Here is a 26,757-nt window from a genome sequence, read left to right as displayed (position 1 = left end):
ACGATGGAGGGCGTGCAGTTGGCGGGCATCGCCAACGTCACGGGCGGCGAGGCGCTGGGGTTCCAACTGGCGGCGGGTGGCAACCTCGCCTTCGGTGGAGCGACGGGCGGGCAGTTGGCGGGCATCATCAACTACTCGGAGCGCTCGTTCTCCGGGTTCCAGCTCGCGGCGGTGGGAAACCGCTCTGACGCGGACATGCATGGGCTCCAGCTCGTGGGCGGCGTCAACATGGTGGAGAACCTCACGGGCGCGCAGATTGGTGTCTTCAACCTGGCCGGCAGTGTGACGGGCGCGCAGGTGGGCATCATCAACGTCGCGGGCAACGTGAGCGGAGTGCAGCTCGGGTTCATCAACATCGCCGATGATGTGTCGGTGCCCATCGGCCTGCTCAGCCTGGTGCGCAAGGGGCGCATCGCCTTCGAAATCTGGTCCGACGAAGTCACGCCGCTGTCCGTGGGCGTGAAGTACGGCAGCCGCACGGTGCATGTGCTCGCGAGCATCGGCATGAAGGACCTGGAGGGCGACTCCTGGCGCACCGTCACGTCGCTGGGCGTGGGCGTGCATCTGCCCTTTGGTGACTCGGACCGCTACTACGCGGACATCGACCTCTCCATCGGTGGCTGGCAGCCCAAGCTCTTCGGCGAAGGCACGGAGAACAACCTCTATCGCCTGCGCGGCAGCGTGGGCTGGGAGTTGAAGCGGCGCTTCGCCCTCTTCGGCGGTGTGTCGCTCAATGCCTACAAGCCGCCGGACGACAACCCGGACAAGGGGATGACGTGGATGCCGCAGTGGCAGACGGGGCGCGGGCCCACGGGCACGCGCATGTGGCCCGGCCTGTTCCTGGGCGTGCGCATCTGACGCGCGGGCGTCAGTCGCGAAGCAGCCACTCCAGCAGCTCCTTCGCCGCGTCCACGTGGACGAAGTGGCCCGCGCCTGGGAGCGTCGCCACCGGGCAGCCCGCGGCCTCCAGGCGAGCGGCCTCCGCGTCGGAGACGTAGCGCGAGCGGCCTCCCCGGATGCAGCGCATGGGGGGGCGGTCCTTGCGCTCCACCGCGGCCCACAGGTCCGTGCCATTCACGCGCGAGTGCAGCTCCGCGAGGGCCTGTCGGTCGAAGCGCCAGCGCACGCCGTCGCCGTCCGCCACCAGGTTCATCACCAGCCAGTCCGCGAGTCCGTCGGACAGTCCCTTGGTGGTGAGCGTCGCTCGCATCTCCTTGCGGTTCGGCGCGCGGGGTGGGGCCTGGAGGAGGATGCCCAGCACCATGCCGCTGTCGGACAAGTCGTAGGGTACGGGGCCGGGGGCGATGTCGAGCAGCGACACGCGGGAGACGGCCTCGGGGACGTGGAGGCTGGCGGCGAGGGAGACACGTCCGCCCAGCGAGTGGCCCACCCAGTCGAGCGCGCCGGTGAAGCCCTGGGCGCGGGCGGTGTCGAGCACGTCGCGGGCGAGGGTGTAGAGGTCGGCGCTCGGGGGTGGGACGGGAGAGGCGCCGTGGCCGGTGAGGTCCGGCATCAGGAAGCGGCGCCGAGGGTCCGCGGCGCTCCACGCCATCGCCAGGGAGCGCAGGTTGCGTCCCGTGCCAAGGAAACCGTGCAACAGCACCGTGGGCACATCCCCCTCACCGACCTGGAAGCTCTCGAGGACCACGCGACTCACGCCTTTCTGGCCGGCCCGGAGTATTGACCTGGGGGTGGGCCGTGCCGCTTCATACCGCGAACTTCTCTTCAACGAGGTCGCCTCGCGTGTCCACTGTCTCCCTGTTGTTGTTCGTGCTCGCCTCCGCTCCCGTGACGGGAACCGCCACGGACCCCAAGGCCGCCATCACCACCGTGCTGGATGACTGGCACAAGGCCGCCGCCCAGGCGGACGAAGCGCGCTACTTCGGGTACTTCACGCCGGACGCCGTCTACATGGGCACGGACGCCACGGAGCGGTGGACGCGCGACGAGTTCCGCGCCTGGTCGAAGCCGTACTTCTCCAAGGGCAAGGCGTGGAGTTTCAAGGCGGTCTCCCGCCACATCACCGTGTCGAAGGACGGCGCGGTCGCGTGGTTCGACGAGACGCTGGACACGCCGAACCTGGGACCCAGCCGGGGCAGTGGTGTGCTGGTGAAGGATGGCGGCACCTGGAAGATTGCCCAGTACAACCTGTCCATTCCGATTCCGAACGACCTCATGGATGAGGTGGTGAAGCGCATCCAGACGCAGGCGCCTGCGAAGCCCGCGCCGGCTCCCGCGCCTCCGGCTCCGAAGAAGAAGTAGCGGTGCGGGGTCGCGATGCGGTGCGTGCCACCGCGACCTCGCTCAAGGCGCGCTCCTTTTCGTCAGGTGGGATTTGCTCCGTCCCGTGACGAGGGCGGTGTCACCTGCTCCCCGAGCCGCGAGGGCAACAGCACTCGCGGAATCACTCCGAGCACGGCCCGAAGCTGGGACTCCTGCCCCAGCGTCCTCAACCGCTCCCGCGCGATGACGAGCAGGAGCGCGTTGAACCCGAAGGCTACGAGCACGTGCCACCACGCGTGGAACTGGGGATTGGGGATGCCTCGCGCGGGCAGTGTCTCGTTGAGCGTGGGGCAGAACTGGATGTCGCTCACCCACAAGACAATCGCGAGCGCATAGGCCCCGATGCCGAGCTGGAACAGCCGCTTCGTGGCCACGTCTGGACTGCGTCGCTGGAGGAAGTACGTCCGGCCCAGCGCGAAGAACTCCAGCGACGCGAAGCTCACCTGGAAGAGGAAGAACTGCACCGCGCCCCGGGTGAACGCCGTCAGGTACGTCACGAGCACCGCGTGGCCGAACAGCGCCCACGGGAACCAACTCCCGAACCGTCGCTCCGGCCGGTCCTCCAGCAGGATGTAGACGATGACGATGGCCAGATAGAGCATCGGCAATTCGTCCAGCATCTGGTGCTCGCGGCGCAGCGTCATGTGGAACGCCGTGCTGCCCACGCCCACCAGCGCGAGCAACGCGAAGGCGAGGAGGAACCGCCGCTCCAACACGCGTCGGTGCAGCACGACGCCCAGCACGCCCGTGAGGACCAGGATGAGACTGGACGCCGAGTTGAACAGCTCTCCGATGTGGAACAGGTGCTGGTAGTTCGTCTCGCACCAGTCCACCGTCGAAGTGCTCGGGCCCCAGAAGCCCGTCGTGGTCGAAGACATGATGCCCGGGAGCGTAACACCCGAACTTCAAGTCAGCGCGGCGCGACGATGTAGCGCCCCAACCGCGACACGCTGCCGCTCACGGTATGAGTCACCGTGTCCACCTGTGCGCCAGGGACCTCTTGCGCGAAGCTCGTGTCGGGCTTCCAGTAGAGCGTGAGGGAAGCCTCGGAAGCGCCAGCGGGCATGAGGCTCGGCTCGTAGCGCACGGTCAGTCGGACCGGCTTCTGGAGCGACTGCTCGCCCGGCATGAAGGAGTAGTTGTGCGCCCCAGCGAACGTCGACCATCCGGAGGGCACCACCATGCCCGAGCGCCAGCTTCCAGGCTCGACTTGAAGCTCCGAGGCCACGGCCCCTGATGGAAGCTCCCAGCGAACCCGCCCTCCGTACATGGAGACGATTCCCCCTGCCGGTGTGAAGCGCGCGGAGTCACCGCACTGATTTGGACGCAGCTCGCCCGCATCCGTCAGGCCGGTGAAGGTGTCCTCGCCCGCGAGCCCATCCAGGATGCGGTGGTACTGATACATGGACGTGGCGAGCGGAACGCCCGGGTAGAGCACCTCCACGCCTTGTCCGCTCGACCACAGTGTGTCGATTCGTCGCACGCTCTCCGCGAGATGCGGATAGTCGAGCCCATGCTGCTGGCACAGGTTCCAGGCCGTGGGCGCGAGCAGCTCGTTCGTCGCATCACACAGGCTCCGCGCTTCTCCTCCGACGCGGTAGGAGATCGCGCGCACGAACCATTCGTGCGAGAGCTCATGGCGCAGGAAGAACACGACGTGCGCGTACTCGTGTGCCACCAGCACCTGGTTCTCGCGGGCCAGCGCGTTCTCCACCGTCAAAGGACGCGGGACGCTGGGGGGCTGCACGTGTGAAGCCTCCAGCTCCCAGAGGCAGACGTTCGACCCGGGCCCGGGGCCCTCCGGTGTGGTGTTCATGAACGCCGCGCCCGCGCGGTTCCCTGGACTCCCGCACACGCTGTCCGAGGCGAGGTGGATATCCACCGGCGTCATCTTCGGCACCACATCGACGCCCGTAAGTGACAGCAGGTCGTCCTTCACCGCGCGGAAGCCCTCGTAGCGGGCGAAGATGTACGGCTCCTCGATGGGGCAGGGGACCTGACAGACGATGCGGAACGTGTCTCCGGCGCGTTGGTAGGCAACGTAGGTCTGCCCGCCCACCGTCACCGTCTGCGCGGGAATCGAGGGCACCTCGATGGGAGGACCCGCGTCGGTTCCGGCGTCGCCCCCCGCATCCATCCCACCATCGCGCCCCGCGTCGCGCCCCTGGACTCCCGCGTCGTCAGCGTCACCGGGGGACGGGTCCTCCTCGTCGCCACAGGCCGTGAGCAAGAGCAGCGTTCCGAGCAGGGCACATCGCGCGAGGTGAACGAGAGGCGAAGGAGAGGTCATGGGTGTGAGGTCCGGAACGAGGTGGCCTGCTGGGACCGATATGGCCCAGGTCGCGCGTCATGGGGACCCATCGTCCTTGGGGTTTCCGCATGAAATGGGTCGCCCATCGGGCCGAGTCACCACGCGCGGCGCTTTGTCCTGGCGGTGTTGATGGCGTGGGTGGGAGTATCCCTGGCGCATCATTCGAAGGGGCGCCATGTTTGATCATCCTCATCCGTGGGCCTGGGCCGGCTCGAGTTTGCTGGTCATCGCTGTTGGGGCGCTGGCCATCAGAAAGGTCCGGCAGCAGCGACACCGGCGGAACTGGATCCTCACCCATGGCCGACGGGTGAAGGCCACGTTGCGCGAAGTCACATACGATTCCATGTTCGCGGGCGACGAGGCCACCATGCACCTGCGGCTCCTGATGCACGAAGGGGAGCCGGGCAAGGACTGGCTCGTGGAGCAGGTGCGTTTGGTGCACGGGCGTGAGCTCATCCTCCGGCTGGTGCCCGGCACGGTGTTGGATGTGGCCTATGACCCCGCGGACCGTGAGAATCGTCCGGTGATTCTCCAAGTGGATGGCGACACCCTGATGTGAGTCGCAGCGACAGCGCCTCCCAATCAATGACAGTGGGAGGCACCGTTGAAGACCGCGAGGCGGTCAGGGTGCGCGGGCGCCGGTGCGCTGCTTCCACGCCGTGAGCAGGTGCTCGATGACTTCGTCCAGGCCCACGTCCTTCGTGACTTGGGTGAAGACGAACGGCCCGCTGCCGCGCATCTTCTTCGCGTCGCGCTCCATCACACCCAGGTCCGCGCCCACGTGCGGCGCCAGGTCCGTCTTGTTGATGATGAGCAGGTCCGACTGGGTGATGCCCGGCCCACCCTTGCGCGGCACCTTGTCCCCGCCCGCAACATCAATGACATACACCGTGTAGTCCGCCAGCTCCCGGCTGTACTGCGCCGCCAGGTTGTCGCCACCGCTCTCCACAATCAGCAGCTCCGGCGTCAGCTCCTCCATCAACTGCTCCAGCGCCAGCAGGTTGTGGCTGATGTCCTCGCGAATCGCCGCGTGCGGACACCCTCCCGTCTCCACCGCCTTGATTCGCTCCGGAGACAGCGCGTGGTTGCGGACCAGGAACTCCGCGTCCTCCTTCGTGAAGATGTCATTCGTCACCACGCCCAGCCGGTAGCGCTCGCGCAGCCTGCGGCACAGCGCCAGCACCAGCGCCGTCTTCCCACTCCCCACCGGCCCACCGATGCCGATGGTGAAGGCCCGCGACTGGTAGTCACGCTTCTTCGGCTCCTCCCGCTCCTCGAAGTGGCCCGGATGGTCCCACTCCTCATGCGTGTGGTCGTGCTCGTCGTCATGGCCATGGCCGCGGTGGTCATCGTCGTGCATGTGCGCTTCACCTCAGGACAGGAAGAGTCTCGAATAGAGCCGGTCGTGCGTGGAACCCAGCAAGTCCAACAGCGGTGAGGGCTGCGCCAGCTCCTCCAACCCCAGCCCCGCGCATCGCTCCAACACCGTGTCCAACAATGACGTCGCCTGATGCTGGAGCTGGTGCGACTCGTGCGTGCCGATGATGCCCAGCCGCACCGCCGCCGACAGCGTGCCTCTCAACGTCAGCGACAGATGCAGCCGCTGCGCCTCCGACAGCTCCACCTCCAGCACGTTCAACACCGCCCCGAACACCGGCGCATGGTGGAAGCCCAGCCCCGCCGCCCGCGCTGCCTCACGCAGCGGCCCCACCGGCCCCGGGAAGATGCGCGCGCACGTGTCCAGGAATGCTCGCCCCTGTGTGCGGCTCGCCCGGTGCGCCACATGGCTCGTGAGGAACGCCTCCGTGCGCGCGTCCAGCTCCGGCAATCGCGACGGCTCGCGATGCGCCGCGCTCAACAACGGAAGTGCCCCGTACCCCGCCTGCCACAGCAGCTCCCGCGCGAAGCGGCGCAGCTCCGGCGCCCCACGCACCTCGCCCGCCTGCACCGCCGCCTCCAGTCCCCCCGAGTGCGCGAAGCCTCCCGTGGGAAACCCCGAGTCCGCGAGCTGAAGCACCTTCCAGGAAGAGCCCATGGCGCGCGGCTCCCGGTCAGAACAACGAGTAGCGCTGCGCCAGCGGCAGCTTCACCGCGGCCTCACACCGCAACAGCTCTCCGTCCGCCCGCACCTCGTACGTCTCCGGGTCCACCGTGATGACCGGCAGCGCGTCGTTGAGCCGCATGTCCCGCTTGCTCAACCCCCGACACCGCTTCACCGCGACCACCCGCTTCATCAACCCCAGCTCGCGCGTCGTCCCTTCCGCCAACGCACGCGGAGAGACGAACACCACGCTGGTGGCCCCGAGCGCGCGTCCTCGCGCCCCGAACATGGGCCGCATCAAATACGGCTGTGGCGTCGGAATGGAGGCGTTCGCGTCCCCCATTTGTCCCCACGCGATGAAGCCGCCCTTGATGACCAGCTCCGGACGGATGCCGAAGAAGGCCGGCCGCCACAGCACCAGGTCCGCGAGCTTCCCCACCTCCACCGAACCGACCTCGTGCGACAGCCCATGGGCGATGGCCGGGTTGATGGTGTACTTCGCCACGTACCGCCGGATGCGCAGGTTGTCGTTGTCGCCGGCTTCCTGACTCAGCCGTCCACGCTGCTCGCGCATCTTGTGCGCCGTCTGCCACGTACGACAGATGACCTCGCCCACGCGCCCCATGGCCTGGCTGTCCGAGGACATGATGCTGATGGCGCCCAGGTCATGAAGGATGTCCTCGGCGGCAATCGTCTCGCCCCGGATGCGGCTCTCGGCGAAGGCCACGTCCTCGGGAATCTCACGGTCCAGGTGATGGCAGACCATGAGCATGTCGAGGTGCTCGTCCAGCGTGTTCACCGTGTACGGCCGCGTGGGGTTGGTGGACGAGGGCAACACGTTGTCCACACCGCACACGCGGATGATGTCCGGCGCATGGCCGCCACCCGCGCCCTCGGAGTGGTACGTGTGGATGGTGCGGCCCTTGATTGCCGCGAGCGAGTCATCCACGTAGCCCGACTCGTTGAGCGTGTCCGTGTGGATGGTGACCTGGATGTCCTCGTCCTCGGCCACGGTGAGGCACGTGTCGATGGCCGCGGGTGTGGTGCCCCAGTCCTCGTGCAGCTTCAGGCCGATGGCGCCCGCGCGAATCTGGTCGACCAGACCCTCCGGCATGGACGTGTTGCCCTTGCCCGTGAGGCCGATGTTGAGCGGAATCGTGTCCGTGGCCTGGAGCATCCGCTGGAGATTCCAGATGCCCGGCGTACACGTGGTCGCCTTCGTCCCCGTCGCGGGGCCCGTGCCTCCGCCCACCCACGTGGTGATGCCGCTGGCGAGCGCCTCGTCCGCCTGCTGCGGGCAGATGAAGTGGATATGTGTGTCCAGCCCGCCCGCCGTGACGAGGTGCCCCTCCGCGGAGATGGCCTCGGTGGTGACGCCCACCACCATGCCCGGCGTCACCCCGGCCATGATGTCCGGGTTGCCCGCCTTGCCGATGCCGACGATGCGGCCCGCCTTGATTCCGATGTCCGCCTTGTAGATGCCCGTCCAGTCGAGGATGAGCGCGTTGGTGAGGACCACGTCCAGCGCATCCGCGTCGCCGGCCCCCGCGCGCTGGCCCATGCCCTCGCGCAGCACCTTGCCTCCGCCGAACTTGCACTCGTCTCCGTAGACGGTGGCGTCACGCTCCACCTCCGCCCACAGCCCCGTGTCGCCCAGCCGCACCTTGTCTCCGGTGGTGGGCCCGAACATGTCCGCGTAGTGGCGCCGGTCCATCTTCCGACTCATTCGCGCTCCTCTTCATGGCCGAAGCCTTGCGCACGGACCGCTTCCATTCCGCGCTCGCGATTCTCGGCGGACACCTTGCCGCTGCCCAACGCGTTGCCGCCGCGCACCACCTGCTCGCCCGCGATGGCCACCAACTGCACCGTCTTGCGCTCACCCGGCTCGAAGCGCACCGCCGTGCCCGCGGGGATGTCGAGGCGCCGGCCGTAGGCCTTCTCGCGGTCGAAGGCGAGCGCGCGGTTCGTCTCGAAGAAGGGGTAGTGGCTGCCCACCTGGATGGGGCGGTCCCCCAGGTGCGTCACGGTGAGGGAGATGGTGTCGCGGCCCGCGTTGAGTTCGATGTCGCCGGGCAGCACGCGCACCTCACCGGGCACTCCATCCGACGTGGACACCGGCGCGCTGAAACGCTCCAGCGAAGGCACGGGGAGGAAGCTGCCATACAGTGCCAGCTCCAAATCCCCATGCTCGGCCACCACCGGGTGGTGCACCGTCACCAGCTTGGAGCCGTCCGGGAAGGTGCCCTCCACCTGCACCTCCGCGAGCATCTCCGGCACGCCCTCCATCACCTGCGCGCGCCCCAGGAATCGCCGCCCCAGGTCCATCAGCTCGGCGACGCTGCGGCCGTCACGGATGAACTCCAGCAACTGCGTGGCGATGAGGGCGACAGCCTCCGGGTAGCTCAGCCGCACCCCTCGGGCGAGCCGCTTCTGGGCCAGGAAGCCCGCCTGATGCAGCAACAGCTTGTCGACGTCGCGAGGGGACAGGTGCACGAGACCAACTCCCAGGGGCCCGAGGGCGCCATGACTTGACGCGTCAACAGTAGTGCAACGTGTCGGGCGTCGCCAGGGAGGGGGCTCAGACGCGGCGGGCCCAGGGGTCGTCCCCGAGCAGCGCCGGGAGGAAGGAGAGCCAGTCGCGGGTGGTGCGCACCAGCTCCTCCACGGACACGGCGGCGGCGCGCACGAGCAGGCCGTGGGTGCCCAACGGGCTGGAGGAGGGGATGAGGGAGGCGCGCGAGGTGACGGGGAGCGAGGTGACTCGGGCGTGCAGTGCCTCGCGCGCGGTGGCCAGCGCGGGGCCGACGAGGAGGAGGGTGGCCATGGCCTCGAAGCGGCCCAGGCGCTCCGGGAGCGTCCCGTGGCTGGGGTCCAACAGCCAGCGCTCGTCGATAATGGCGCGCTCGCCCACGTGGACGCGCAGGGTGGAGGCGTAGTGCGAGAACGCCCAGCGCTCGCCCCGGGCGCTGCGTCCGGAGGTGACGAGGTCCGCGAGGACGAGCGATGCGCCAGGCGCGAGCTGGAACGCGAGGGTCTGGCTGTATCGCGCGCCAGTGAAACACGCGGTGGGGTCTGGCACCCAGGCGAGCAGGGCGTCCTCACTCACGCGGGCGGACACGTCGCTACGACAGCCGGAGGGCGAGCGATAGACGCGGTTGGCTCCCTGGGAGGACAGCCACGCGGTGGCACCGGGCGCCACGTCCACCTCGAGCGAGAGGTGGTCTCCATCCACGAGGCCACCACCGAACGAGCTGGTGTAGGCCCACGCGGCGTGGCCGTGGTTGCGCGGGGTGAGCAGGCGCAGCGGGCTGTGCGCCAGCGCCTTGCTCACCACGGTGCGTGGGCCCGAGCGCTCGAAGGCGAGGTGCGCGAAGCCCGCGCGTCGGGATGTCTCGGGGAGGGGTGACCGCGGGGCCAGACTCACCCGGTCAGCCTGGGCCAAACGAGGCTGGAGCACAACGCCCGGCCCGCCGACGTGCGCGACTCGTGGCTGCAAGAGCGCGCTCGAAGACCCCCGGAGAAGAAGGGGAGCAGCGGCTGCGCATGTCGTCGCGCATTCACGCCATGTCCAGAGCGACCCGCGAGGGCCCGTGGAGGGGGAGGAGCGTGCCCGGCTTCGCCACGGGCGTCGCGCCGCGGGTGCGTCGAGCTTCGAGTCCCTCCGCACCCCCGGAAGGGCCTCCCGGGCGATTGTCGTGAAATTTAGGTCACGTGACCTATATTTATTCCCATGGGGCGGAAACACTCCGTGCCCGAGCGTGGGAGTCGCCATGGTGTCCGAGGGAAGTGTCGTGCTGGTGGGGGGCTACGGAGTGGTGGGCGCCCGGCTCGCCCGCCTGTTGAGGGAGCGTCATTCCGGGTTGCCGCTCGTCATCGCCGGTCGGAGGCTGGAGCCCGCGCGGGAGCTGGCCGCGCAGTTGGGTGGAGCCGAGGGTGTGGCGCTGGATATCCGCGCGCCCTCGCCCCTGGCGGCGCTGGGCGTGAAGCCTCGGGCCGTGGTGTCGCTGGTCAATGACCCGGAGGACCACCTGCTGATGTCGGCGGCGCGCGACGGCATTCCCGTGCTGGACATCACCCGGTGGACGTCGCGGGTGCGAGCCGCGGTGCTGCGGCTGTCGGGCACGCCTCCTCGGGGGCCGGTGATGCTGGGCTCGGCGTGGATGGCGGGGCTGGTGCCGCGACTGGTGGCGATGGCCGCGCGACGCCTGGGTCGGCTGGAGCACGTGGACGTGGGCATCCGCTTCGCGCTCGCGGACGAGGCGGGGCCGGACTCCCTGGAGTACATGGACCGGCTGGGGCTGTCCTTCGACGTGACGGAGCGCGGCCAGGAGCGCCAGGTGCTGCCCCTGACGGACGGGCGGCGCGTGACGTTCTCGGATGGAAGGAGCACGCGGGTGTTCCGGCTCGACACGCCCGAGCAGGCGACGCTGCCCATGGTGCTGGGCGCGCGCGGCGTGGCGACCCGGTTGGGGTTCGACTCGGGCTCGGCGACGTGGTCGCTGGTGGTGCTCCAGCGACTGGGCATCCTGCGTCTGCTCCAGCATCCCCGACTGACGCCGCTGCGCCGGGCGCTGCTGGCGACGAGCGGCACGGGCGGCGAGGCCGCGTGGCTCGCGGACCTCGAGGGCGAGCATGGCCGCACCCGCATCGAGGTGGTGGACCCGAAGGGTCAGGCGCACCTGACTGCGGTGGGCGCGCTGCTCGGCGTCGAGCGACTCCTGGGCCTGGATGGCGCGCCTCCTCCGTCCTCCGGCGTGTGGTTCCCGGAGCACGAGCCGAGGCCCGAGCAGATGCTGGCCACGCTGCGCGCGTGCGGCGTCACCGTGCGGCTCGATGAGGTAGCGTCCTCCGCCGAGGTGCCGACGAGGAAGGCGGCCTGATGCCCCCACGCGTGAGCAAGTCCCCCGGGAAGCTCCCCTCCGCGAAGCCGCGAGAGGGCACGGCGGTCCATGCCAAGGGCCACGAGCGCGTGGAGAGCATCCTGGACGCGGCCATGGAGGTGCTGGTGGAGGACGGCTACGCGGGGCTGAGCCTGCGCGGCGTGGCCCAGCGCGCGGGGCTGAGCCTGGGCAATCTCCAGTACTACTTCCCCACCAAGCAGGACGTGGTGCGCGCGCTGCTCGCGCGCTACCTGGAGACGGCCATCCGCCGGGTGCGCGAGCGCATGGAAGGAGGAGGGCAGGACCCGGTGAAGCGCTCACGGCATGCGCTGGAGGCCCTGTTGGAGGACCAGGAGTCACCCCAACACTTCCAGCTCTTCGCGGAGCTGTGGGCCCTGGCCGCGCGGGACACCATGGTGGCCGAAGCGCTGGGCGTCTTCTACGCGGGCTATCGCGAGGGCATCGTCGAGCTTTTGCGCGAGCTCGCGCCCGACCTCACTCCCGCCCGACGGGAGCGACGCGCGGCCCTTCTGATGGCCTTCTTCGAGGGGCTGTCGCTCTTTCGCGGCGGAGGCAGCCTGCGCGCCTCCTCCGTGCCCGGACTGGAACAGGAGCTGCGCGCCCTGTGGGACGACGTCGCCGGACGGACGTGAGCCTTCAGGGGCTCAGTCTTCTTCGGCGACGAGCACGGACTTGAGACGCTCCAGCGTCTCCGGGGAGACGTCCGTGAACGCGAGGCCTACTTCGAACCGGGCCACCGCGTCCTTGGGGAGCTTGCGCAGCCACGCCACGCGCGCGCGACATTCCAGCGTGGAGCCGTCTCCCGGAAACAGGTCCACCTCAAGCTGGGCGCCCTCGGCGTACTGCTCGTCGGAGTAGATGCGCACGCCTCCCAGGCTCGCGTCGAGCACCTGCCGCTTGTCGCCGAATTTCAGCCGGGCCGGGCGCGCATACAGCGGCGCCTGGAGACGGGGAAACAGACGACGGTCATCCGCTGGAATGCTCTTCGTGCTCACTTGGCTCATCTTCGGCACTCCCCCCGTCACAATCCGGCGGGTCTCACGGGCCTGTCACGAGCATAGGGGATTCAGAAGCCATGTGCAGGTGGGTCAATGGAACAACCCCGCCACCACCTCCAGCAACCCACCCACCGCTTCTCCCACCACATTCGCTCCCTCCACGGCCGCCCCGGCGGCGGAGCCCAGGCCCTCGCTGGCCGCCTCCACCGTGACGACCAGCATCTCTCCGACTTCCACCACGTCCGCCGCGTCTCCCGCCCGCTCCAGTGAGGCCGTCAGGACCTCGGCGGCCCGGGAGCGCTCGGGGCTGCCCGCCGTCACCTGGGACAGCGCCGCCGCCGCCGCCGCTGCCGCCGCCGTGCCCACCACCGCCGCGCCCACCACGAGTGAACGCTTGGAGCGCTGGTGCCAGTCGATCAACGCCTTGAGTTCATTCGCATCCAGCCACAGGCCATGGCAGCTCCCACACAGGTCGACGGAGCACACCTCCGTGCGGACCTGGGAGAGGAACTGCGCGCAGGACGGACAGCGCGCGGCGGGTGCGCCACACAGCCCGCACAGCTCATGTGTCACTGAAACATGGTGTCGCGTGTGGCGACAACGCCGGGTCGCCGTCGGCAGGGCCGCCAGGACGGCCTCCGTCCTCCATCCTGGTGCCAGCCGTTCCAACTCACCCGCGTCCAGCCAGTGGCCGTGACAGCGGGTGCAGGTGTCGACGGAGACACCTCGCAGGTCGATGACGCGCAGCGTGGGGGCAGGTTGTGGGCAGATGGGGCAGTCGCTCTTCATGCGATGTGCATCCTTCCATGAATCAGGGCGGAGGGATGCGCAGCCTGCGGCCATACGAGGGCACGCCCGCGTTGTTCACGATGAAGAGCTGGTAGTAGCCGGGCGGCGCGAGGTTGCGGTTGGCGGGCGTGGTGACGGTGAGACTGCCCGTGTTGCGTGTGAAGTTGAGCGTGAGCAGCCGCTGGTTCATGTCGAACGTGTGCGTCACCGAGCTGAGCGCGATGAGGGACACGCGGGAGATGTTGGCCGCGTCGGGCGTGGTGATGGTGAAGGTGCTCGCCGGCAGGGCGGTGGTGGGGGCCGCGGTGACGACGGGGCGCGCGCCCTTGAAGAGATAGGGCGGAGAGTAGATTTCCGCGGTGCGCTCAAGGCGTCCTCCCGCGGACAGCACGCGTCCGTCCGGCAGCAGCAGGGCGGTGGAGTGATAGCCGCGGTAGCGGACGTTGCTCGCCAGCGAGGTCCAGGTGTTGGTGGCCGGGTTGTAGACCTCCGCGTGATAGACGGGGAAGTCGGCCGAGTCGAAGCCGGGACCGCTGCTGCCACCGAGGACGAGCACGGTGCCGTCCGGCAGGAGCACCGCGTTGTGCTGGCGTCGTCGGATGCTCATCGCGGCCCGGTACTGCCAGGCGGGCGTGGCGGCGGTGAGGTCTATCTGTTCCATGGTGGCGGTGGGCGGCTCGCTGCCGCCGATGATGAGCACCTTGCCGTCCATGTACACGGCGGGGCCGTAGTTGCGGCCGCCGAAGAGGCTCTGCGGCCCGTTGGTCCAGGCGCCATTGCCGTTGGGGTCCAACCACAGCGAGAGGCGCAGGGAGCCCGCGTAGAAGAGCCGCCCGTTGGGCGCGAGGAACATCTTCGGGTAGTAGGGGAAGTTCTTCTGCGCGCTGGTCAGCGTCCTCCAGGTGTTGGTGCCCGCGATGAAGCGCTGGGGAATCTGGTTGATGTCGCCGGGCCCCGCGATTTCTCCGGAGGTGACCACCACGTCTCCGTTGGAGAGGGTCGTGTTGGTGGGGTACCAGCGCCCGTTGTTCATGTCCGGCAGGCGCGTCCAGGTGTTGGTGGCGAAGTCGAAGAGGCTCGCGTCATCGAGCCCCACGTGGCTCGCGATGTGTCCCCCCGAGACGAGCATCTTCCCGTTCGAGAGGAAGGAGTGGCCCGAGCAGAAGATGTTGTAGCCGGGGGAGGCAAACGTGGAGAGCGCCCCCGTGGTGGGGTCCCAGCGCATGGGAGGCAGGTCGCCCTCCTCGAACTCGCCGAAGAACATCACCTTGCCGTCGGGAAGCAGACTCAGGTGGGTGGCGGTGATGGGCCAGTTCATGACACTGGACCAGCGACCGACCTGCGCGGGGGTCTGCGCGCGGGCTGAAGTCGCCAGCAGCACGAGGCCGAGGAACCAGACCGCATGCGCGCGTGGCGAGAGGGTGAGGCCGATGGGCTTCATGAGCGCTCCGGTGAGTGCTTTCCAATGGCGGAGGCAGAACGTAGGGGCGCGGCGCAAAGTGCATAGCTGTTCTCGCGTCTCGAACAGTGCCGCTTGGGCGACGTGGCGCCCCCACCGGAGGGTCGTTGTCTCGCGGCGCGAATTGGCTTCGTCTCACGCTCGCGCGGAGGTCTCGACGTCGGTGTCCTCAAAGGGCGCCCGCGGTCGGCTCGCGCGGATGGAGGAGAAGTCCCGATGAGGTACCGGCGTCGTTTCCTGGGGATGGTGTGTCTGCTCGCGAGTTGTTCCTCTGCTCCGGGCTCGTCGGAGCCAGCGGGGGAGGCCGCATCCCCGCTCGTGAGCACCTGGGAGGCCTGCTCGCGGACCGCCGTGTCGCTGGGTGTCACGGCGGTGGAGGAGACACCGTTCTCGCCACCCCTGGCCCCCGGCCCGACGGGCCTGGTGTTCAGCGTGGACGACGGCGTGCGAGGTCGCGAGCCGTGGGTGAGCAACGGCGTGCCGGGAGCGGGGACCCGACTGCTGAAGGACCTCGTTGTCGGAAGCGGGAGCTCGGACCCCCGGTGGTTCACGCGGGTGGGGACTCAGGTGTTCTTCGCCGCCACGGACCCGGTGGCGGGGCGGGAGCTGTTCGCGACGGATGGCACTGCCGACGGCACCCGGCGCGTGAAGGACATCTGGCCCGGTGCGGTGGGCTCGTTTCCGACCGAGCTGTTCGCGTTCAAGGGGCTGCTCTACTTCACGGCGGGAGACCCGATGCACGGGCGCGAGCTGTGGCGCAGCGACGGGACGTCCGCGGGCACTTTCATGGTGGAGGACCTGGAGGTGGGGATCGAGGACTCGTCTCCGTCCCAGCTCACCCAGGGGGGAGATGGCGCGCTGTATTTCCTGCGCTCGGCGCTCAGCACCTTCACGTTGCTGATGCGCTCGGAGGGCGGCCCCGGCGCCGTGGAGGTGTTCCGCACGCCGAGCGACCAGGGCATCCCGAGTCCGCTGACGCCCGTGGGCCGCAAGCTGTTCTTCGTCGAGGGCGGCGTGCACGGAGGCGGCGGCTCCCATGGCAGGAGCGGGACGTTGATGGTGACGGACGCGGGCGCGACGCCGGTGATGCTGGGCCAGTTCGGGATGGTGGGAGAGCTGGCGGGGGTGGACGGGAAGTTGCTGTTCGGCGCCTCACCGCACATGGCCATCGAGGACATGGAGCTGTGGCGCAGCGACGGCACTCCCGCGGGCACCACGCGGGTGGAGGACATCCGCCCGGGACCCGAGGGCTCGTATCCCGAGCACTTCGCGGTGCTGGGCAACCAGCTCTTCTTCGCCGCGAATGACGGCGTCTATGGCGTGGAGCCCTGGGACAGCGATGGCACGGAGCAGCGCACGCGCCTGTTCGGAGACCTGGAGGCCGGAGCGGGCAGCTCGTTCCCGAGCGAGCTGACGACGCTCGAGGACCTGCTCTTCTTCGGCGCGTCCATTCGCAACCGGGGCGCGGAGCCGTGGGTGGGCGACGGGGTGCGCATCTCCACGGTGTCCCTGACGGAAATCGCCCCTGGGCCGCTCTCCTCCAACCCGAGGAGTTTCACGCGCTCCCAGGACCATGCGTTCTTCACCGCCGAGGACAACAGCGGGGTCCGGCGGCTGTATGCCCTGCTCATCCGGCCGGATGGGGGGTGTCCTCCCTGAGCCGGTGAGTCCAGGCGGGCGCGGCGGCACCGGGACGTTGTAGACAGGGGGCATGGCCCTTCCGTGGGAGAACGGTGCCCTCCGTGGCACGCGGGTGCGGTGTCCGGGCTGCACCCGCTTCAACACGCCCGGCATCCGGTGTCCCAGCTGCGCGTGCGGCCCGGTGCCGCCCGAGCACTACGGCGCCGCGCGCATGCTGCTGCACGCGGGCGTGGACCGCTTCTCGGTGGTGGGGCGACTGGAGGCGCTGGAGCCCTCCCTGTCCTGGCAGTTGGAGTCCCAGTACGCCGCGCGGTGGGCGGACGTGCTGCGCGTCGTCGCGGACGTGCGCGAGTGCCAGCCCTTCCTGACGCTGCCGGACTTCGCGGAGGACGCCGAGGACCGCTGGGCCGAACAGCTCCCGTGGACCCAGCCGCCCATCCCTGAATCCTCCTCCGATGAGGATGACGAGGACTTTCTGGCGGCGATGTTCCAGCGCAGCCAGGCTCCCGAGGTCCGCCAGCTCGCGGCGCTCGCCAAGGTCCAGCTGAGACAGGACACGCGGGACATGTTCTCCACCGTCCTGTCCTGTCTGTACCAGGAGGGACGCGCGGCGATGGAGGCCGCGCTTGCCCTGACTCGCTGGCGGGTGTGGAGCCGCACGCGGTTGCAGCGGCAGCAGCGCGAGTTCATCGAGCGCCACGCGCGCGACATCTTCGCGGGCTTCCCGGAGCACACCGCGCGCGCCGCGGTGGCCTGGGTGCGCGCCACCGGCAAGCCGCCCGAAGTGGACCTGCTCTTCGCGCTGCGCGAGGGGCTGCGCTCTCCGGACGAGGACCTCCGCTTCGAGTGCGCGCTCGTGCTCCAGGACGAGCCGGGGCTGCTCGCCGCGCTGGACTCGGAGGACGCGGAGGTGGTGACGGAGGCGCGGGGGGCGCTGGCGTCGCTCGGCTCGTCGGCGCTGCTCGAGCGCCTCCGCGAGACGGGAGACGCGGCCTTCGTCCGGGATGTGCTGCGACGACTGCCTTCACCGCCCACGCTGGAGGTGCTGGACGCGGTGCTCGCCGTCAGCGCGCGGGAGCCGGACGCGCTCGCGGACGCGGTGCAGTCCTGGGCCCGCAACATGCCCTTCGAGCGCCTGTCACCGGAGGTCCAGGCCCGCTGGGGGGCGTGGGCTCGCGACACGCTGGGCACGTGGCCCGCGCGCAACGTGATGCGGTGGCTGGAGTGGGCCACCGAGGAGCGCGAGGCCCGGGCCACGCCGGCCGCGCGCGCGTTTCATGACGCCGCCGTTCGAGCGCTCCGCGTCGCGCCCTCCTCCGAGCGCGCGGAGCTGGTGAGGGCGGGCGCCTTCACGAGCCTCCTCGCGCTGGGCGATGTGGAGGAGCTGACGCTGGTGCACTCGTGGGCGCGGGACGCCGCGTGCGCGAAAGAGCTGCTGGACCTGCTGGTGTCGCTGCCGGGGCGGCTGGACCGCCTGGCGCCGGAGCTGGGGCGAGGCCGCTCGGCGCGGCTGCTGATGGCGGCGTGGGAGCGGCCCGCGCGCGCGGCGGTGCTGGCCCCGCTGGCGAAGGCGGTGCGCTCCTGGAGCGGCATCTCCGGGCGCGAGGAGCTCATCGACGCCGTGTGGCTGCGCTTCCAGTGCCACCCCAGCGAGCGCGCGGAGCTGCTGGCCGCCTTCACGCCCTGGCGACAGGAGCTGTGGGAGCGCCAGCTCGCGGCGGAGCCGGACGCCATCGCCACCTTCGAGACGTGGTGGCGCGCGGACTCGCAGCTCCAGCTCCCGGGGCTGGTGGGGTGGCTGTTGGGTGACGTCTCCGCCCAGACGCTGGCCGAGCGGCTCCCCTTCGTCTGGGCGGCCGCGGAGGCGCGGGTGGATGCGTGGCCGCGCTCCACCTCGCACGCGGTGTCCTCCGCGTCCGCGCCGCTCAACAATGCGCTGCGCCAGGGGCACGACTTCCTCATCCCCGACGTGGAGCGCTTCATGGCGTGGCTCCCGGACTTCGAGCGGCGCGTGCGCGAGGCGCCCGTCGCGGAGGCCGAGTCCAGCTACCACCGGGACCTGCTGGAGGACATCCACGTCGACGTGAAGATGATGGGCGAGTACCTGGAGCGTCGGCGGGACGAGGAGGAGCGTCGGCGCCAGGACGAGCTGAGGCGGCGCGTGGAGGAGTCCCGACGCAGGGACCAGCAGCGGCAGATGGAGCTGGCCCAGCTCGAGGCCGACCGCATCCGGCAGGAGCAGGAAGCGCACCGCGCGCGGCTGATGAGCGCGGTGGCCCAGATGGGAACGCCCATGTCCCCGGAGCGGTGGTTCCAGTCCAGCCCCCGGGTGGATGCACAGGACCTGGACACGGAGGTCATCCTCCCCGGGGCGACGCTGGGCACGCTGCTGGAGTACGCGCGGGTGCTCAAGGCGATGAGCGTGTGTGGCAACTCGCTGGAGGTCTTCGAGGCGCGCGGCCTGTCGATTGCCGACTGGAGCACGGAGGCGCAGGCCTGGATACAAGCGATGATGCGGCGCCCGGAGCTGAGCGTGCGCTTCGCGCAGCTGCTGACGGCGCCCTGGAACTGAGCGCCGCCAGTCACCCGGCTCGAAGCCTCCGCTACTGCGCGGAGGAGCCGCCGTCGAGGACGAACTCCGAGCCCGTCATCAGCTTCGACTCGTCGGACGCGAGGTACACGACGGCGTGGGCGATGTCGTCCGGCTCGCCCAGGTGCCCCAGGGGGATGCTGCGCCGCATGCCCTCGCGCGCCTTGTCGGGCATCCCGCTGGCTTCCATCAGCGCCTTCACCATGGTCGTCTCGACGAAGGTGGGGTGGATGGAGTTGCAGCGGATGCCGTAGCCCTGCTGCGCGCAGTGCAGCGCCACCGACTTGGTGAACATGCGCACGGCGCCCTTGGCGCTGCCATAGGCGGGCAGGGTGGGCACGCCGATGAGGCCCGCCAGCGAGGAGATGTTGATGATGGAGCCCCTGGCGCCACACTGGCGCATGGCGCGGATGCCGTGTTTGCAGCCCAGGAACGTGCCGTCCAGGTTGACCGCGTGCACCAGCCGCCACTCCTCCAGGGAGAGGTTCTCCACGTCCTTGGGGATGCCCAGGCCCGCGTTGTTGACGAGCACGTCCAGCCGGCCGAACTGCTCCAGCGTCGTGTCGATGGCGCGAATCCAGTCCTCCTCGCGGGTGACGTCCAGCGGGAGGAACAGACCCTTGCCCTCGCCCAGGGACGCGGCCACTTCGCGCCCGAGCGCCTCCTGGCTCGCGCGGTCCGTCACCACGACCTTCGCGCCCTCGCGCGCCAGCATCCGCGCGGACGCGCTGCCAAGGCCCCCCGCCGCGCCGGTGATGAGTGCCACCTTGCCTTCCACGCGTTTCATCGTCGTGTGCCTTTCAGGGCTGCGAGTTGGAATCAAACCGGACCGTTGGGCGTGAGCAGCACCTTGCCGCCCCGTCCACCTTCCATGGCGCGCGCCAGGGCTTCCTGGATGGCGTCCAGCGAGAAGGTGCCTTCCACCGCCGTCTTCAGCGTGCCGTCCGCCAGGAGCTTCGACAGCCGGGCGTAGGTCTCGCGCTGGTGCTCGCGCTCGGCGCGCTTCAACCACAGCACCAGCCAGAAGCCGCGCAGGGTGACGTCCTTGAAGATGGTGGCCGCCGCCGACAGCTTGGGGCCCTTGCCGCTCATGACGCCGTAGTTGACCACCGTGCCACCGGTGGCGAGCGAGTCGCCGAGCCGCCGCGTGGAGTCGCCGCCCACGCCATCGATGGCCAGCCGCACCTTCGCGCCGCCCGTCGCCGCGCGCACCCGCTCCGGCAAATCGTCCGTGTCCGTGAGCACGACATCCGCGCCCAGCGCGAGCAGCTCCGGCGCCAGCTCCTCGCGGCGCACGACGTTGAGCGTCTTGTAGCCAGCCTGCTTCGCCAGGGTGATGAGGTAGCGGCCCACCGCGGAGTTGGCCGCGTTCTGGAGCACCCAGTCTCCGGACTGGAGGGTGACGAACTCGCGCAGCATGATGTCCGCGGTGGGCGGGTTGACGAACAGCATGGACGCCTGCTTCACGTCCGTGCCCTTGGGCACCGGCGTCAGTCCCTCGGCGGGGGCGACCAGGTGGGTGCGCCATGTCCCCGAGCCCAGCGGCAGGAAGACGACGTCTCCCACCTTCACCGCCGAGGAGTCCTTCACCTCCACCACGCGGCCCACGCCCTCGTTGCCCGGCACCGCCGGCAGCTTGGGCAGCGAGCCGTACTGTCCGGAGAGGGTGAGCACGTCCGAGGGATTGATGGGCGCGGCCAACACTTCGATGCGGACCTCACCCGACTTCAGCTCCGCGTCGGGCTCCTCCACCACCTCCACCACTTTCAACGGGTGCCCGAACTTCGAAAACCGGACCGCTTTCATGTGTTGCTCCGTGTGCGCGCGGGAAATCGGGCCCTCACCCTAGCGACCTTCGGCGCCGGAGCCGAGCACGCACTCCGCGTCGCTCGGGCAACCGGTGCTCCGGGGTGGGGGGACCAGGCTCGGATGTCCACCGGCTGACTCGGGAAGAGGGAGGTGGCCGCCGTGCGGCGGACGGCCCTCGCCATCCCGTGGGGGGCTGTCCACCTTCCACGGTGACTCGGGGCGCAGGGATGGTGAGGAGGCGACGGTGAGCAACGCGCGCGGGGAAATGACCCTCGGCCGACCGATGGATGCCGCGATGGCGGTGCCTTCGGTGTCGGGGTCCTGGCGACGAAAGGTGACGGGGCTGCTGCGGCCCGTCTTCGCGGTGGCCGGACTGGGGATGCTGGCGCTGCTGGTGCGAAAGGCAGGGCCCCAGGAGCTGGGCGGGGTGCTGCTGGCCGCCGCGCCCTGGCTGCCGTGGGTGGCGCTGCTGGAGCTGGGACGTCAGGGCATGGACGCGCTCGCGACGCGCGCCTCCTATGGCGCCAGGGCGGAGCACGTCCCGCTGAAGGTGCTGGCGCGCGCGCAGCTCATCGGCACGGCGGTGTCCAGCATGGCGCCCGCGGGCCGCGCGGCGGCGGAGGCGACCAAGGCGGCGCTGCTGTCGCCCCACATGGGAGGCGCCACGGCCACCGCGGCGGCGGCCACGTCGCAGGCGGCCTCGCTGGCGGCGGGAGGGCTCATCTCCTTTCCCTGCGCCGTGGCGTCCTTCCTGCTGACGGGCTGGTCCGCCTTCACCCTGGCCATGCTGGGCCATGGCGTGGTGCTGGTGGTGGCCTCCACCGGCCTGCGCGCGTGCATGCGCGCACGCAAGCCCTGTGCGTGGCTCGCGCGCCGCTCCCAGCGCTGGGCCCACCACACGGAACAGTTCCGTGTGACGGCCTGTCACGGCACCCTGCTGCCCTGGGGCCCCGTGCTGGCCTTCCTGGGCAGCCGCACGCTGCAGGTGGCGCAGTACGCGGTGCTGACGCACGCGGTGGGCATCGACACGTCGCTGGTGCAGGCCCTCTTCTCGCAAGGTCTCTACCTCTGCGCGCTGGCGGTGGGCTCTCTGGTGCCCGGGCAACTGGGCGTCAGCGACGGCGCCTTCGCGCTGGCGGCGGGCGTGTTGGACACCACCACCGCGCGAGCCATGTCGGTGGCACTGCTGAGCCATCTGGTGCAGCTCGTCTTCGTCGCGGCCGGCGCGCTCACGCCGCTGGTGTGGCGGGTGCGCCCGGCACCTCGGCCGGCTTCACCTTCACCGGTGTACCGTTGAAGGCGGCGTTGCCGCTGAGCAGGTCCACGGCGCGGTCATCCGTCAGGTCGTTCTGACTGATGCCCGCGTGCTCGGCGGCGATGCGCTGGCCCGTGCCCTGACGGCGGTGGCCGTAGCCGTGCGGCAGGCTCACCACGCCTCGCATGACGTCGTCCGTCACAGCCACCGGCACCGTCACTTCGCCCACGCGCGAGGTGACGACGGCGGCCACTCCGTCGACGAGGCCCAGCCGCGAGGCATCCTCCGGGTGCACCATCAACGTGCAGCGCGGCTTGCCCTTCACCAGCCCCGCCACGTTGTGCATCCAGGAGTTGTTGTCGCGCAGGTGTCGCCGGCCGATGAGCAGCAGCTCTCCGTCGCGCGGCTCACAGGCGGCGCCCTCCGGGAAGGTCTCCCGCAGGCGGCGCACGTCCGCCATCAGCGGCGCGGGCGCCAGCTGGATGCGCCGGTCCTTCGTCTGGAGCCGGCCGAGCAGACACGGTTGGAGCGGGCCCAGGTCCACGCCGTGCGGGGACGCGCGCAGCTTCGCCAATGACAGGCCGTCGCGCAGCGGATGGAAGCGGGCACCGTAGGGCCCCATGCGCAGGCCGATATCCAGCACCCGCTCCGGTCCCATCCGCGTGAGGGCCTGGTACTTCAAGGTCTGCCGCAGCGAGGGCCGGCCCCGGCGCAGGTTCTCCAGGCGGTGCTGGAGCGCCAGGACGACCTGCCAGTCCTGACGTCCCTCCGGCCCGGGCTGGAAGAGAGGCGGCGAGTACTTGGCGGTGTTGCGCACCGACAGCACGTGGAAGGCCACGTCGTAGTGGCCGCGCTCCAGTGGGGAGACGGGTGGGAGGATGAGGTTTGCGTGGCGCGTCGTCTCGTTGAGGTACGGGTCCAGGCTCACCATGAAGTCCAGGCCCTCCAGCGCGCGCTCCAACTGCGGACCGTTGGGCGTGGAGAGCACGGGGTTGCCGGCCATGGTGACGAGCGCGCGGATGCGGCCTTCGCCGGGAGTGAGCATCTCCTCGGCGAGCACGGCGGCGGGCAGCTCTCCGCCGACCTCCGGCAGCCCGCGCACGCGGCTCTTCCAGCGGCCGTAGCTGCCGCGTCCGAGCGCCATCGCCTTGGGCCCGCCGACGACGTCGAACGCGGGCTGGGTGAACATGGCGCCGCCCTGACGGTCCAGGTTGCCCGTCACCGTGTTGAGGACGTTGATGAGCCACTGGCACAGCGAGCCGAACGGCTGGGTGGACAGGCCCATGCGCCCGTAGCAGACGGCCTGCTCGGTGGAGAGGAAGTCGCGGGCGATTCCGCGCAGCGTTTCGGCGGGCACTCCGGTATGGGGCGCCACCCGCTCGGGCGGGAAGTCGCGCGCAAGCTCTCGCACGGCCTCCAGGCCCTCCAGGTGCGCGGCCAGGTGGCTTGCGCGCGGCATGTTCTCCACGAGCACGACGTGCAGCAGCGCCAGCAGCGCGAGCGCGTCCGTGCCGGGGCGGATGAAGATGTGGCTGTCGGCGATGGCGGCCGACTCCGTGCGGCGCGGGTCCACGACGATGAGCTTGCCGCCGCGCTGCTGAATCGCGCGCAGCCGGGCGCGGATGTCGGGCGCCGTCATCAGGCTGCCGTTGGACGCGAGCGGGTTGGCGCCCATGACGAGCAGGTATTGCGTGCGGTCCAGGTCCGGGATGGGCGTGAGGAGCTGGTGGCCGAACATGAAGTACGACACGAGCTGGTGGGGGAGCTGGTCCACCGACGTGGCGGAGAAGCGGTTGCGTGAGCGCAGCGCGCGCACCAGCTCCGGGCCGAACACCATGTTGCCCAGGTTGTGCACGTTGGGGTTGCCCAGGTACGAGGCCACCGCGTCGCGGCCGTGCTCCTTCTGCACGGCGTGGATGCGTTTGGCCGCCTCGTCGAGCGCGTCATCCCACGACACGCGCTCCCAGCCCGTCGCCGTGCGACGCATCGGATGGCGCAACCGGTCCGGGTCCTCATGCAAGTCCTTCAGCGCCAGCGCCTTGGGACACACGTGGCCCCGACTGAACGGGTCCTCGTCGTCTCCTCGGATGGCGGTGATTTTCTCGCCCTCCAGCTCGATGCGCAGGCCGCACATGGCCTCGCACAGGTTGCACGTACGGAAGTGGACCCGGGACGTAGCCGTCGCGCTCATGCGCGGCACTCTACATCGCCCATGAGAGCGCCAATGCCTGTCAGCGCCGCGTTTCGCTCTGCGGTTTCAGGGCTGACGGTGGCGGCAAGCACATGAAAGGATTGCGGCGAGAGGGGAACAAATGCGCCGAATGTGGTCGTGGGTCGTTGTCGCGGTGATGTCGCTGTCGTCCGTTTCGCTGGGAGCCCAGGGCGACGAGGTGAAGGGCGACGGGGACGAGCAGGGCCGGACGATTCGCTTCACCAAGAAGGACGCCGTGGTGGGGGAGTCCGAGGAGCAGCGGCTTCGCATGGAGATGACGCAGGAGTTCTCCGTCACCGCGCCGGAGATGGAGCCGGAGTCCATCTCGCTGAAGAGCGCGATGGTCCAGAACCAGGTCCTCACCACGCTCGCGGCGAAGGGGCGCATCGTCACCCAGCGGAAGATTGCCTACGGCGAAGTGCAGGACGTGACGAAGGACGGCAACGGCAAGGAGACGCGCGAGGTGGCCGCCGTCAGCGGCAAGAGCTACCTGGGGGAGTTCAAGAAGGGGCGCATCGCGGTGACGGACCTCGATGGCATGGCCGTGACGAAGCAGGTGCGGGAGATGGTGGTCTCAGACCTGGAAGGGCTGGGCGAGGAGGACCCCATCGTCGCCGCCTTCCCCGAAGCGCCGCTCAAGATTGGCGACAGCGTGGAGCGCGTCGCCAAGGCGTTCCAGGACAGCCTCCAGAAAGGCGGCGGCGACGACGGGGTGGTGTTCAAGGACACCCGCATCCAGCTCTCGGAGATTCGCCACGAGGCGCGCGGGCCCGTGGGCGTCTTCACGGTGTCCACCACGCTGGAGGTCCCCGCGGACGAGGAGAGCCCCGTGGCGATGTCCGTCACCTACCAGGGAACGATGAACATCCTGGCCGCCGGCACCGTGCTCACCAGCTTCTCCATGGCCGGCCCCCTGAAGCTCACCCCGACTCCGGAGCTGTTCGAACTGGGCATGCGCGTCACGGGCAAGGGCGACTCGCGCCTTGTGCTCACCACCAAGGTCTTGCCACCCCCGCCGAAGAAGTGACGACACGGCGCGTCAGCGGCGTGGCGAAGGTGTGACGGGAATAGTCCGGCGCGCCGCATGAATGGCTGGTTGCTCCGCGGAGTGGCGAAGGCGTGACAGGGCGCTGACAGAGAATGGGCAGGGTTCGTGGTTAGAGGGTTCACATGTTCCTGCACGCGCTCGGCCACTTCCATCCGCCCAACCTCCTGACCAACGCCTTCCTCGAGGAGCTGGGGCTCGAGACCTCGGACGCGTGGATTCTGGAGCGGGTGGGCATCCGCTCCCGTCACACGGTGCTGCCGCTGGAGTACCTGCGGGAGACGCGCAACCGGGACGTGCGGGCCGCTCAAGAGGCGGCCCTCTTCAGCAACGCGGAGACCGGGGCGCGGGCGGCGCGGATGGCGCTCGAGCGCGCGGGGCTGAAGCCGTCCGACATCGGCCTCGTCGTCGCGGGCGGCTGCAGTCCGGACGAGTGCATCCCCGCCGAGTCCAACCGCGTGGCGCAGGTGCTGGGCATCGACGCTCCGGCGGTGGACCTCCAGAGCGCCTGCTCCTCGTTCTGCACGCAGCTGCACTTCCTCACGGGGATGCGGCCGGAGCGCCTGCCGGAGTACGTGCTCGTGGTGAACATGGACAACTCCACGCGCGTCGTCGACTACACGGACCGCTCCAGCGCGGTGCTGTGGGGGGACGGCTCGGCGGCGGCGGTGCTCTCTCCTCGCGTGCCCGGGCGGTGGCGAATCACCGAGACGCGGCTGGCGGGAGACCCGTCGGGCGCGGACAAGGTGCGGGTGCCGCGCATCGGCCACTTCACCCAGCACGGCGCGGAGGTGCAGAAGTTCGCCATCCGCCGCGCGGGCGAGACGTTCCTGGATTTGCGCGCCCACTACCTGGCCCAGCACCCCGGCAAGGGCAACGAGGACGTCACCTTCATTGGCCACCAGGCCAACCTGCGCATGCTGGAGGCCGTCCAGCGCCGCTGCGAGGTGCCCGAGTCCCGCCACCGCTTCAACGTCCACCTCCGGGGCAACACCGGCGCGGCCGGGGCTCCAGGCGTGCTGAGCGAGCACTGGGACGACGCCTCCCTGGGCGACGCGGTGGTGCTCAGCGTCGTCGGCAGCGGCCTCACCTGGGCCGGCGCCCTGCTCGAGCGCACCAGCGCCGGCACCCCCTGACCCCCCCGCCTGGCCGGCCCGGATGCCCGGAACCCGACCTGTCATGAAGCCTGCTGCCCCGCACGTCGGAGAGCACTGGTATGTTCTCCAACGAGCGTCATGGCCCTGAATCACCCCGACATCCCCCTCCTGCTCCCGACCTGGTGCCCCGGCGGTCCCTCCGTGGGTTTGACACCGGGCGTGGGCTGGGACTCACCGGCGGTCTTCTCCGTCCACCAGACCACAGGGGCACGGACGGATCTGCTGGCGGTGGGGCGGGGGCGTGTGCACCTATCCCGGCACCGTAC

Annotated in this window: 24 protein-coding genes; 10 read left to right on the top strand and 14 right to left on the bottom strand. The window is 69.9% G+C overall.

What is annotated here, in order from left to right; all coding sequences use genetic code 11:
- Window positions 1-858: LA_2272 family surface repeat-containing protein (locus HR086_RS23215; protein WP_373564347.1), on the top strand; the 858-nt coding region annotated here is incomplete at its 5' end.
- Between the two features lie 10 nt (window positions 859-868).
- Here HR086_RS23215 and HR086_RS23210 read toward each other — a convergent pair.
- Complete coding sequence (locus HR086_RS23210) at window positions 869-1,648, bottom strand: alpha/beta fold hydrolase (RefSeq protein ID WP_174466683.1); 780 nt, start codon at window positions 1,646-1,648, stop codon at window positions 869-871.
- A gap of 95 nt (window positions 1,649-1,743) precedes the next feature.
- On the opposite strand from HR086_RS23210, the gene HR086_RS23205 reads away from it, so the two are divergent.
- Complete coding sequence (locus tag HR086_RS23205) at window positions 1,744-2,262, top strand: nuclear transport factor 2 family protein (RefSeq protein ID WP_174459872.1); 519 nt, start codon at window positions 1,744-1,746, stop codon at window positions 2,260-2,262.
- 62 nt (window positions 2,263-2,324) lie between these two features.
- On the opposite strand, the gene HR086_RS23200 is transcribed toward HR086_RS23205, so the two are convergent.
- Window positions 2,325-3,161: a ceramidase gene (locus HR086_RS23200; protein WP_174466682.1), complete on the bottom strand. Its 837-nt coding sequence runs from the start codon at window positions 3,159-3,161 to the stop codon at window positions 2,325-2,327.
- A gap of 32 nt (window positions 3,162-3,193) precedes the next feature.
- Window positions 3,194-4,573: a hypothetical protein gene (locus HR086_RS23195; RefSeq protein ID WP_174466681.1), complete on the bottom strand. Its 1,380-nt coding sequence runs from the start codon at window positions 4,571-4,573 to the stop codon at window positions 3,194-3,196.
- A 340-nt stretch (window positions 4,574-4,913) separates the two neighbouring features.
- Between HR086_RS23195 and HR086_RS23190 the strand changes: the two genes are divergently transcribed.
- Entirely contained in the window at window positions 4,914-5,153 is a 240-nt protein-coding gene (locus HR086_RS23190) for a hypothetical protein (protein ID WP_174457326.1), read from the top strand.
- A 63-nt stretch (window positions 5,154-5,216) separates the two neighbouring features.
- On the opposite strand, the gene ureG is transcribed toward HR086_RS23190, so the two are convergent.
- The 5 genes from ureG to HR086_RS23165 form a co-directional block, all read right to left on the bottom strand.
- A complete protein-coding gene (gene ureG, locus HR086_RS23185) occupies window positions 5,217-5,954 on the bottom strand; it encodes an urease accessory protein UreG (protein WP_174457325.1) in 738 nt (245 codons plus the stop codon).
- 12 nt (window positions 5,955-5,966) lie between these two features.
- Complete coding sequence (locus HR086_RS23180) at window positions 5,967-6,629, bottom strand: urease accessory protein UreF (protein WP_141640999.1); 663 nt, start codon at window positions 6,627-6,629, stop codon at window positions 5,967-5,969.
- Window positions 6,630-6,645: 16 nt separating this feature from the next.
- Complete coding sequence (ureC, locus tag HR086_RS23175) at window positions 6,646-8,361, bottom strand: urease subunit alpha (protein ID WP_141640998.1); 1,716 nt, start codon at window positions 8,359-8,361, stop codon at window positions 6,646-6,648.
- Window positions 8,358-9,128: an urease subunit gamma gene (gene ureA / locus HR086_RS23170; protein ID WP_141640997.1), complete on the bottom strand. Its 771-nt coding sequence runs from the start codon at window positions 9,126-9,128 to the stop codon at window positions 8,358-8,360. Before ureA ends, ureC begins: the two co-directional genes overlap by 4 nt.
- Before the next feature lie 85 nt (window positions 9,129-9,213).
- Complete coding sequence (locus HR086_RS23165; protein WP_373564346.1) at window positions 9,214-10,059, bottom strand: urease accessory protein UreD; 846 nt, start codon at window positions 10,057-10,059, stop codon at window positions 9,214-9,216.
- A gap of 346 nt (window positions 10,060-10,405) precedes the next feature.
- Between HR086_RS23165 and HR086_RS23160 the strand changes: the two genes are divergently transcribed.
- Both HR086_RS23160 and HR086_RS23155 read left to right on the top strand, forming a co-directional pair.
- Window positions 10,406-11,515, top strand: a complete 1,110-nt coding sequence (locus HR086_RS23160; RefSeq protein WP_174466679.1) for a saccharopine dehydrogenase — start codon at window positions 10,406-10,408, stop codon at window positions 11,513-11,515.
- Complete coding sequence (locus HR086_RS23155; RefSeq protein ID WP_174466678.1) at window positions 11,515-12,168, top strand: TetR/AcrR family transcriptional regulator; 654 nt, start codon at window positions 11,515-11,517, stop codon at window positions 12,166-12,168. Before HR086_RS23160 ends, HR086_RS23155 begins: the two co-directional genes overlap by 1 nt.
- A gap of 12 nt (window positions 12,169-12,180) precedes the next feature.
- On the opposite strand, the gene HR086_RS23150 is transcribed toward HR086_RS23155, so the two are convergent.
- From HR086_RS23150 to HR086_RS23140, 3 genes are all read right to left on the bottom strand, one after another.
- On the bottom strand, window positions 12,181-12,540 hold the full coding sequence (locus HR086_RS23150) for a PilZ domain-containing protein (RefSeq protein ID WP_141640994.1): 360 nt from the start codon (window positions 12,538-12,540) through the stop codon (window positions 12,181-12,183).
- A gap of 84 nt (window positions 12,541-12,624) precedes the next feature.
- Window positions 12,625-13,323 carry a zf-TFIIB domain-containing protein gene (locus HR086_RS23145; RefSeq protein WP_174466677.1) on the bottom strand — a complete coding sequence of 233 codons (699 nt, stop codon included), beginning with the start codon at window positions 13,321-13,323 and terminating at the stop codon, window positions 12,625-12,627.
- A 22-nt stretch (window positions 13,324-13,345) separates the two neighbouring features.
- Entirely contained in the window at window positions 13,346-14,764 is a 1,419-nt protein-coding gene (locus HR086_RS23140) for a galactose oxidase-like domain-containing protein (protein ID WP_174466676.1), read from the bottom strand.
- 336 nt (window positions 14,765-15,100) lie between these two features.
- Here HR086_RS23140 and HR086_RS23135 point away from each other — a divergent pair, with 336 nt between their 5' ends.
- Both HR086_RS23135 and HR086_RS23130 read left to right on the top strand, forming a co-directional pair.
- On the top strand, window positions 15,101-16,441 hold the full coding sequence (locus tag HR086_RS23135; protein ID WP_174466675.1) for an ELWxxDGT repeat protein: 1,341 nt from the start codon (window positions 15,101-15,103) through the stop codon (window positions 16,439-16,441).
- 52 nt (window positions 16,442-16,493) lie between these two features.
- Window positions 16,494-18,995 (top strand): hypothetical protein, encoded by a 2,502-nt coding sequence (locus HR086_RS23130; RefSeq protein WP_174457319.1) that lies wholly within the window; start codon window positions 16,494-16,496, stop codon window positions 18,993-18,995.
- 31 nt (window positions 18,996-19,026) lie between these two features.
- Here HR086_RS23130 and HR086_RS23125 read toward each other — a convergent pair whose 3' ends face one another.
- On the bottom strand, window positions 19,027-19,800 hold the full coding sequence (locus HR086_RS23125) for a glucose 1-dehydrogenase (RefSeq protein ID WP_174457318.1): 774 nt from the start codon (window positions 19,798-19,800) through the stop codon (window positions 19,027-19,029).
- A gap of 32 nt (window positions 19,801-19,832) precedes the next feature.
- Complete coding sequence (locus tag HR086_RS49435) at window positions 19,833-20,819, bottom strand: zinc-dependent alcohol dehydrogenase family protein (RefSeq protein ID WP_174457317.1); 987 nt, start codon at window positions 20,817-20,819, stop codon at window positions 19,833-19,835.
- Between the two features lie 298 nt (window positions 20,820-21,117).
- Here HR086_RS49435 and HR086_RS23115 point away from each other — a divergent pair, with 298 nt between their 5' ends.
- The gene (locus HR086_RS23115) at window positions 21,118-22,119 is read left to right on the top strand and encodes a lysylphosphatidylglycerol synthase domain-containing protein (protein WP_254625310.1); all 1,002 of its coding nucleotides are present in this window, start codon (window positions 21,118-21,120) and stop codon (window positions 22,117-22,119) included.
- Here HR086_RS23115 and HR086_RS23110 read toward each other — a convergent pair.
- The gene (locus tag HR086_RS23110) at window positions 22,052-24,268 is read right to left on the bottom strand and encodes a molybdopterin oxidoreductase family protein (RefSeq protein WP_174457316.1); all 2,217 of its coding nucleotides are present in this window, start codon (window positions 24,266-24,268) and stop codon (window positions 22,052-22,054) included. The genes HR086_RS23115 and HR086_RS23110 overlap by 68 nt on opposite strands.
- Before the next feature lie 121 nt (window positions 24,269-24,389).
- On the opposite strand from HR086_RS23110, the gene HR086_RS23105 reads away from it, so the two are divergent.
- Window positions 24,390-25,316, top strand: a complete 927-nt coding sequence (locus tag HR086_RS23105; RefSeq protein ID WP_174466674.1) for a hypothetical protein — start codon at window positions 24,390-24,392, stop codon at window positions 25,314-25,316.
- Window positions 25,317-25,459: 143 nt separating this feature from the next.
- Window positions 25,460-26,470, top strand: coding sequence for a 3-oxoacyl-ACP synthase III family protein (locus HR086_RS23100; RefSeq protein ID WP_174466673.1), 1,011 nt, complete (start codon window positions 25,460-25,462; stop codon window positions 26,468-26,470).
- Window positions 26,471-26,757: the final 287 nt, after the last annotated feature.

It is taken from the genome of Myxococcus sp. CA039A (assembly GCF_013336645.1).
GTDB lineage: Bacteria > Myxococcota > Myxococcia > Myxococcales > Myxococcaceae > Myxococcus > Myxococcus llanfairpwllgwyngyllgogerychwyrndrobwllllantysiliogogogochensis.
Note: the sequence above shows the minus strand (reverse complement) of the source record. Positions and strands in the feature narration are given on the sequence as shown.

Bases quoted from the DNA above. Each gene is read 5' to 3' on its own strand.
- HR086_RS23200 (WP_174466682.1), bottom strand. From the start codon at position 3,161: ATGTCTTCGACCACGACGGGCTTCTGGGGCCCGAGCACTTCGACGGTG.
- HR086_RS23195 (WP_174466681.1), bottom strand. From the start codon at position 4,573: ATGACCTCTCCTTCGCCTCTCGTTCACCTCGCGCGATGTGCCCTGCTC.
- ureG (WP_174457325.1), bottom strand. From the start codon at position 5,954: ATGCACGACGATGACCACCGCGGCCATGGCCATGACGACGAGCACGAC.
- HR086_RS23180 (WP_141640999.1), bottom strand. From the start codon at position 6,629: ATGGGCTCTTCCTGGAAGGTGCTTCAGCTCGCGGACTCGGGGTTTCCC.
- ureC (WP_141640998.1), bottom strand. From the start codon at position 8,361: ATGAGTCGGAAGATGGACCGGCGCCACTACGCGGACATGTTCGGGCCC.
- HR086_RS23160 (WP_174466679.1), top strand. From the start codon at position 10,406: ATGGTGTCCGAGGGAAGTGTCGTGCTGGTGGGGGGCTACGGAGTGGTG.
- HR086_RS23155 (WP_174466678.1), top strand. From the start codon at position 11,515: ATGCCCCCACGCGTGAGCAAGTCCCCCGGGAAGCTCCCCTCCGCGAAG.
- HR086_RS23150 (WP_141640994.1), bottom strand. From the start codon at position 12,540: ATGAGCCAAGTGAGCACGAAGAGCATTCCAGCGGATGACCGTCGTCTG.
- HR086_RS23145 (WP_174466677.1), bottom strand. From the start codon at position 13,323: ATGAAGAGCGACTGCCCCATCTGCCCACAACCTGCCCCCACGCTGCGC.
- HR086_RS23140 (WP_174466676.1), bottom strand. From the start codon at position 14,764: ATGAAGCCCATCGGCCTCACCCTCTCGCCACGCGCGCATGCGGTCTGG.
- HR086_RS23130 (WP_174457319.1), top strand. From the start codon at position 16,494: ATGGCCCTTCCGTGGGAGAACGGTGCCCTCCGTGGCACGCGGGTGCGG.
- HR086_RS23125 (WP_174457318.1), bottom strand. From the start codon at position 19,800: ATGAAACGCGTGGAAGGCAAGGTGGCACTCATCACCGGCGCGGCGGGG.
- HR086_RS49435 (WP_174457317.1), bottom strand. From the start codon at position 20,819: ATGAAAGCGGTCCGGTTTTCGAAGTTCGGGCACCCGTTGAAAGTGGTG.
- HR086_RS23115 (WP_254625310.1), top strand. From the start codon at position 21,118: ATGGCGGTGCCTTCGGTGTCGGGGTCCTGGCGACGAAAGGTGACGGGG.
- HR086_RS23110 (WP_174457316.1), bottom strand. From the start codon at position 24,268: ATGAGCGCGACGGCTACGTCCCGGGTCCACTTCCGTACGTGCAACCTG.
- HR086_RS23105 (WP_174466674.1), top strand. From the start codon at position 24,390: ATGCGCCGAATGTGGTCGTGGGTCGTTGTCGCGGTGATGTCGCTGTCG.
- HR086_RS23100 (WP_174466673.1), top strand. From the start codon at position 25,460: ATGTTCCTGCACGCGCTCGGCCACTTCCATCCGCCCAACCTCCTGACC.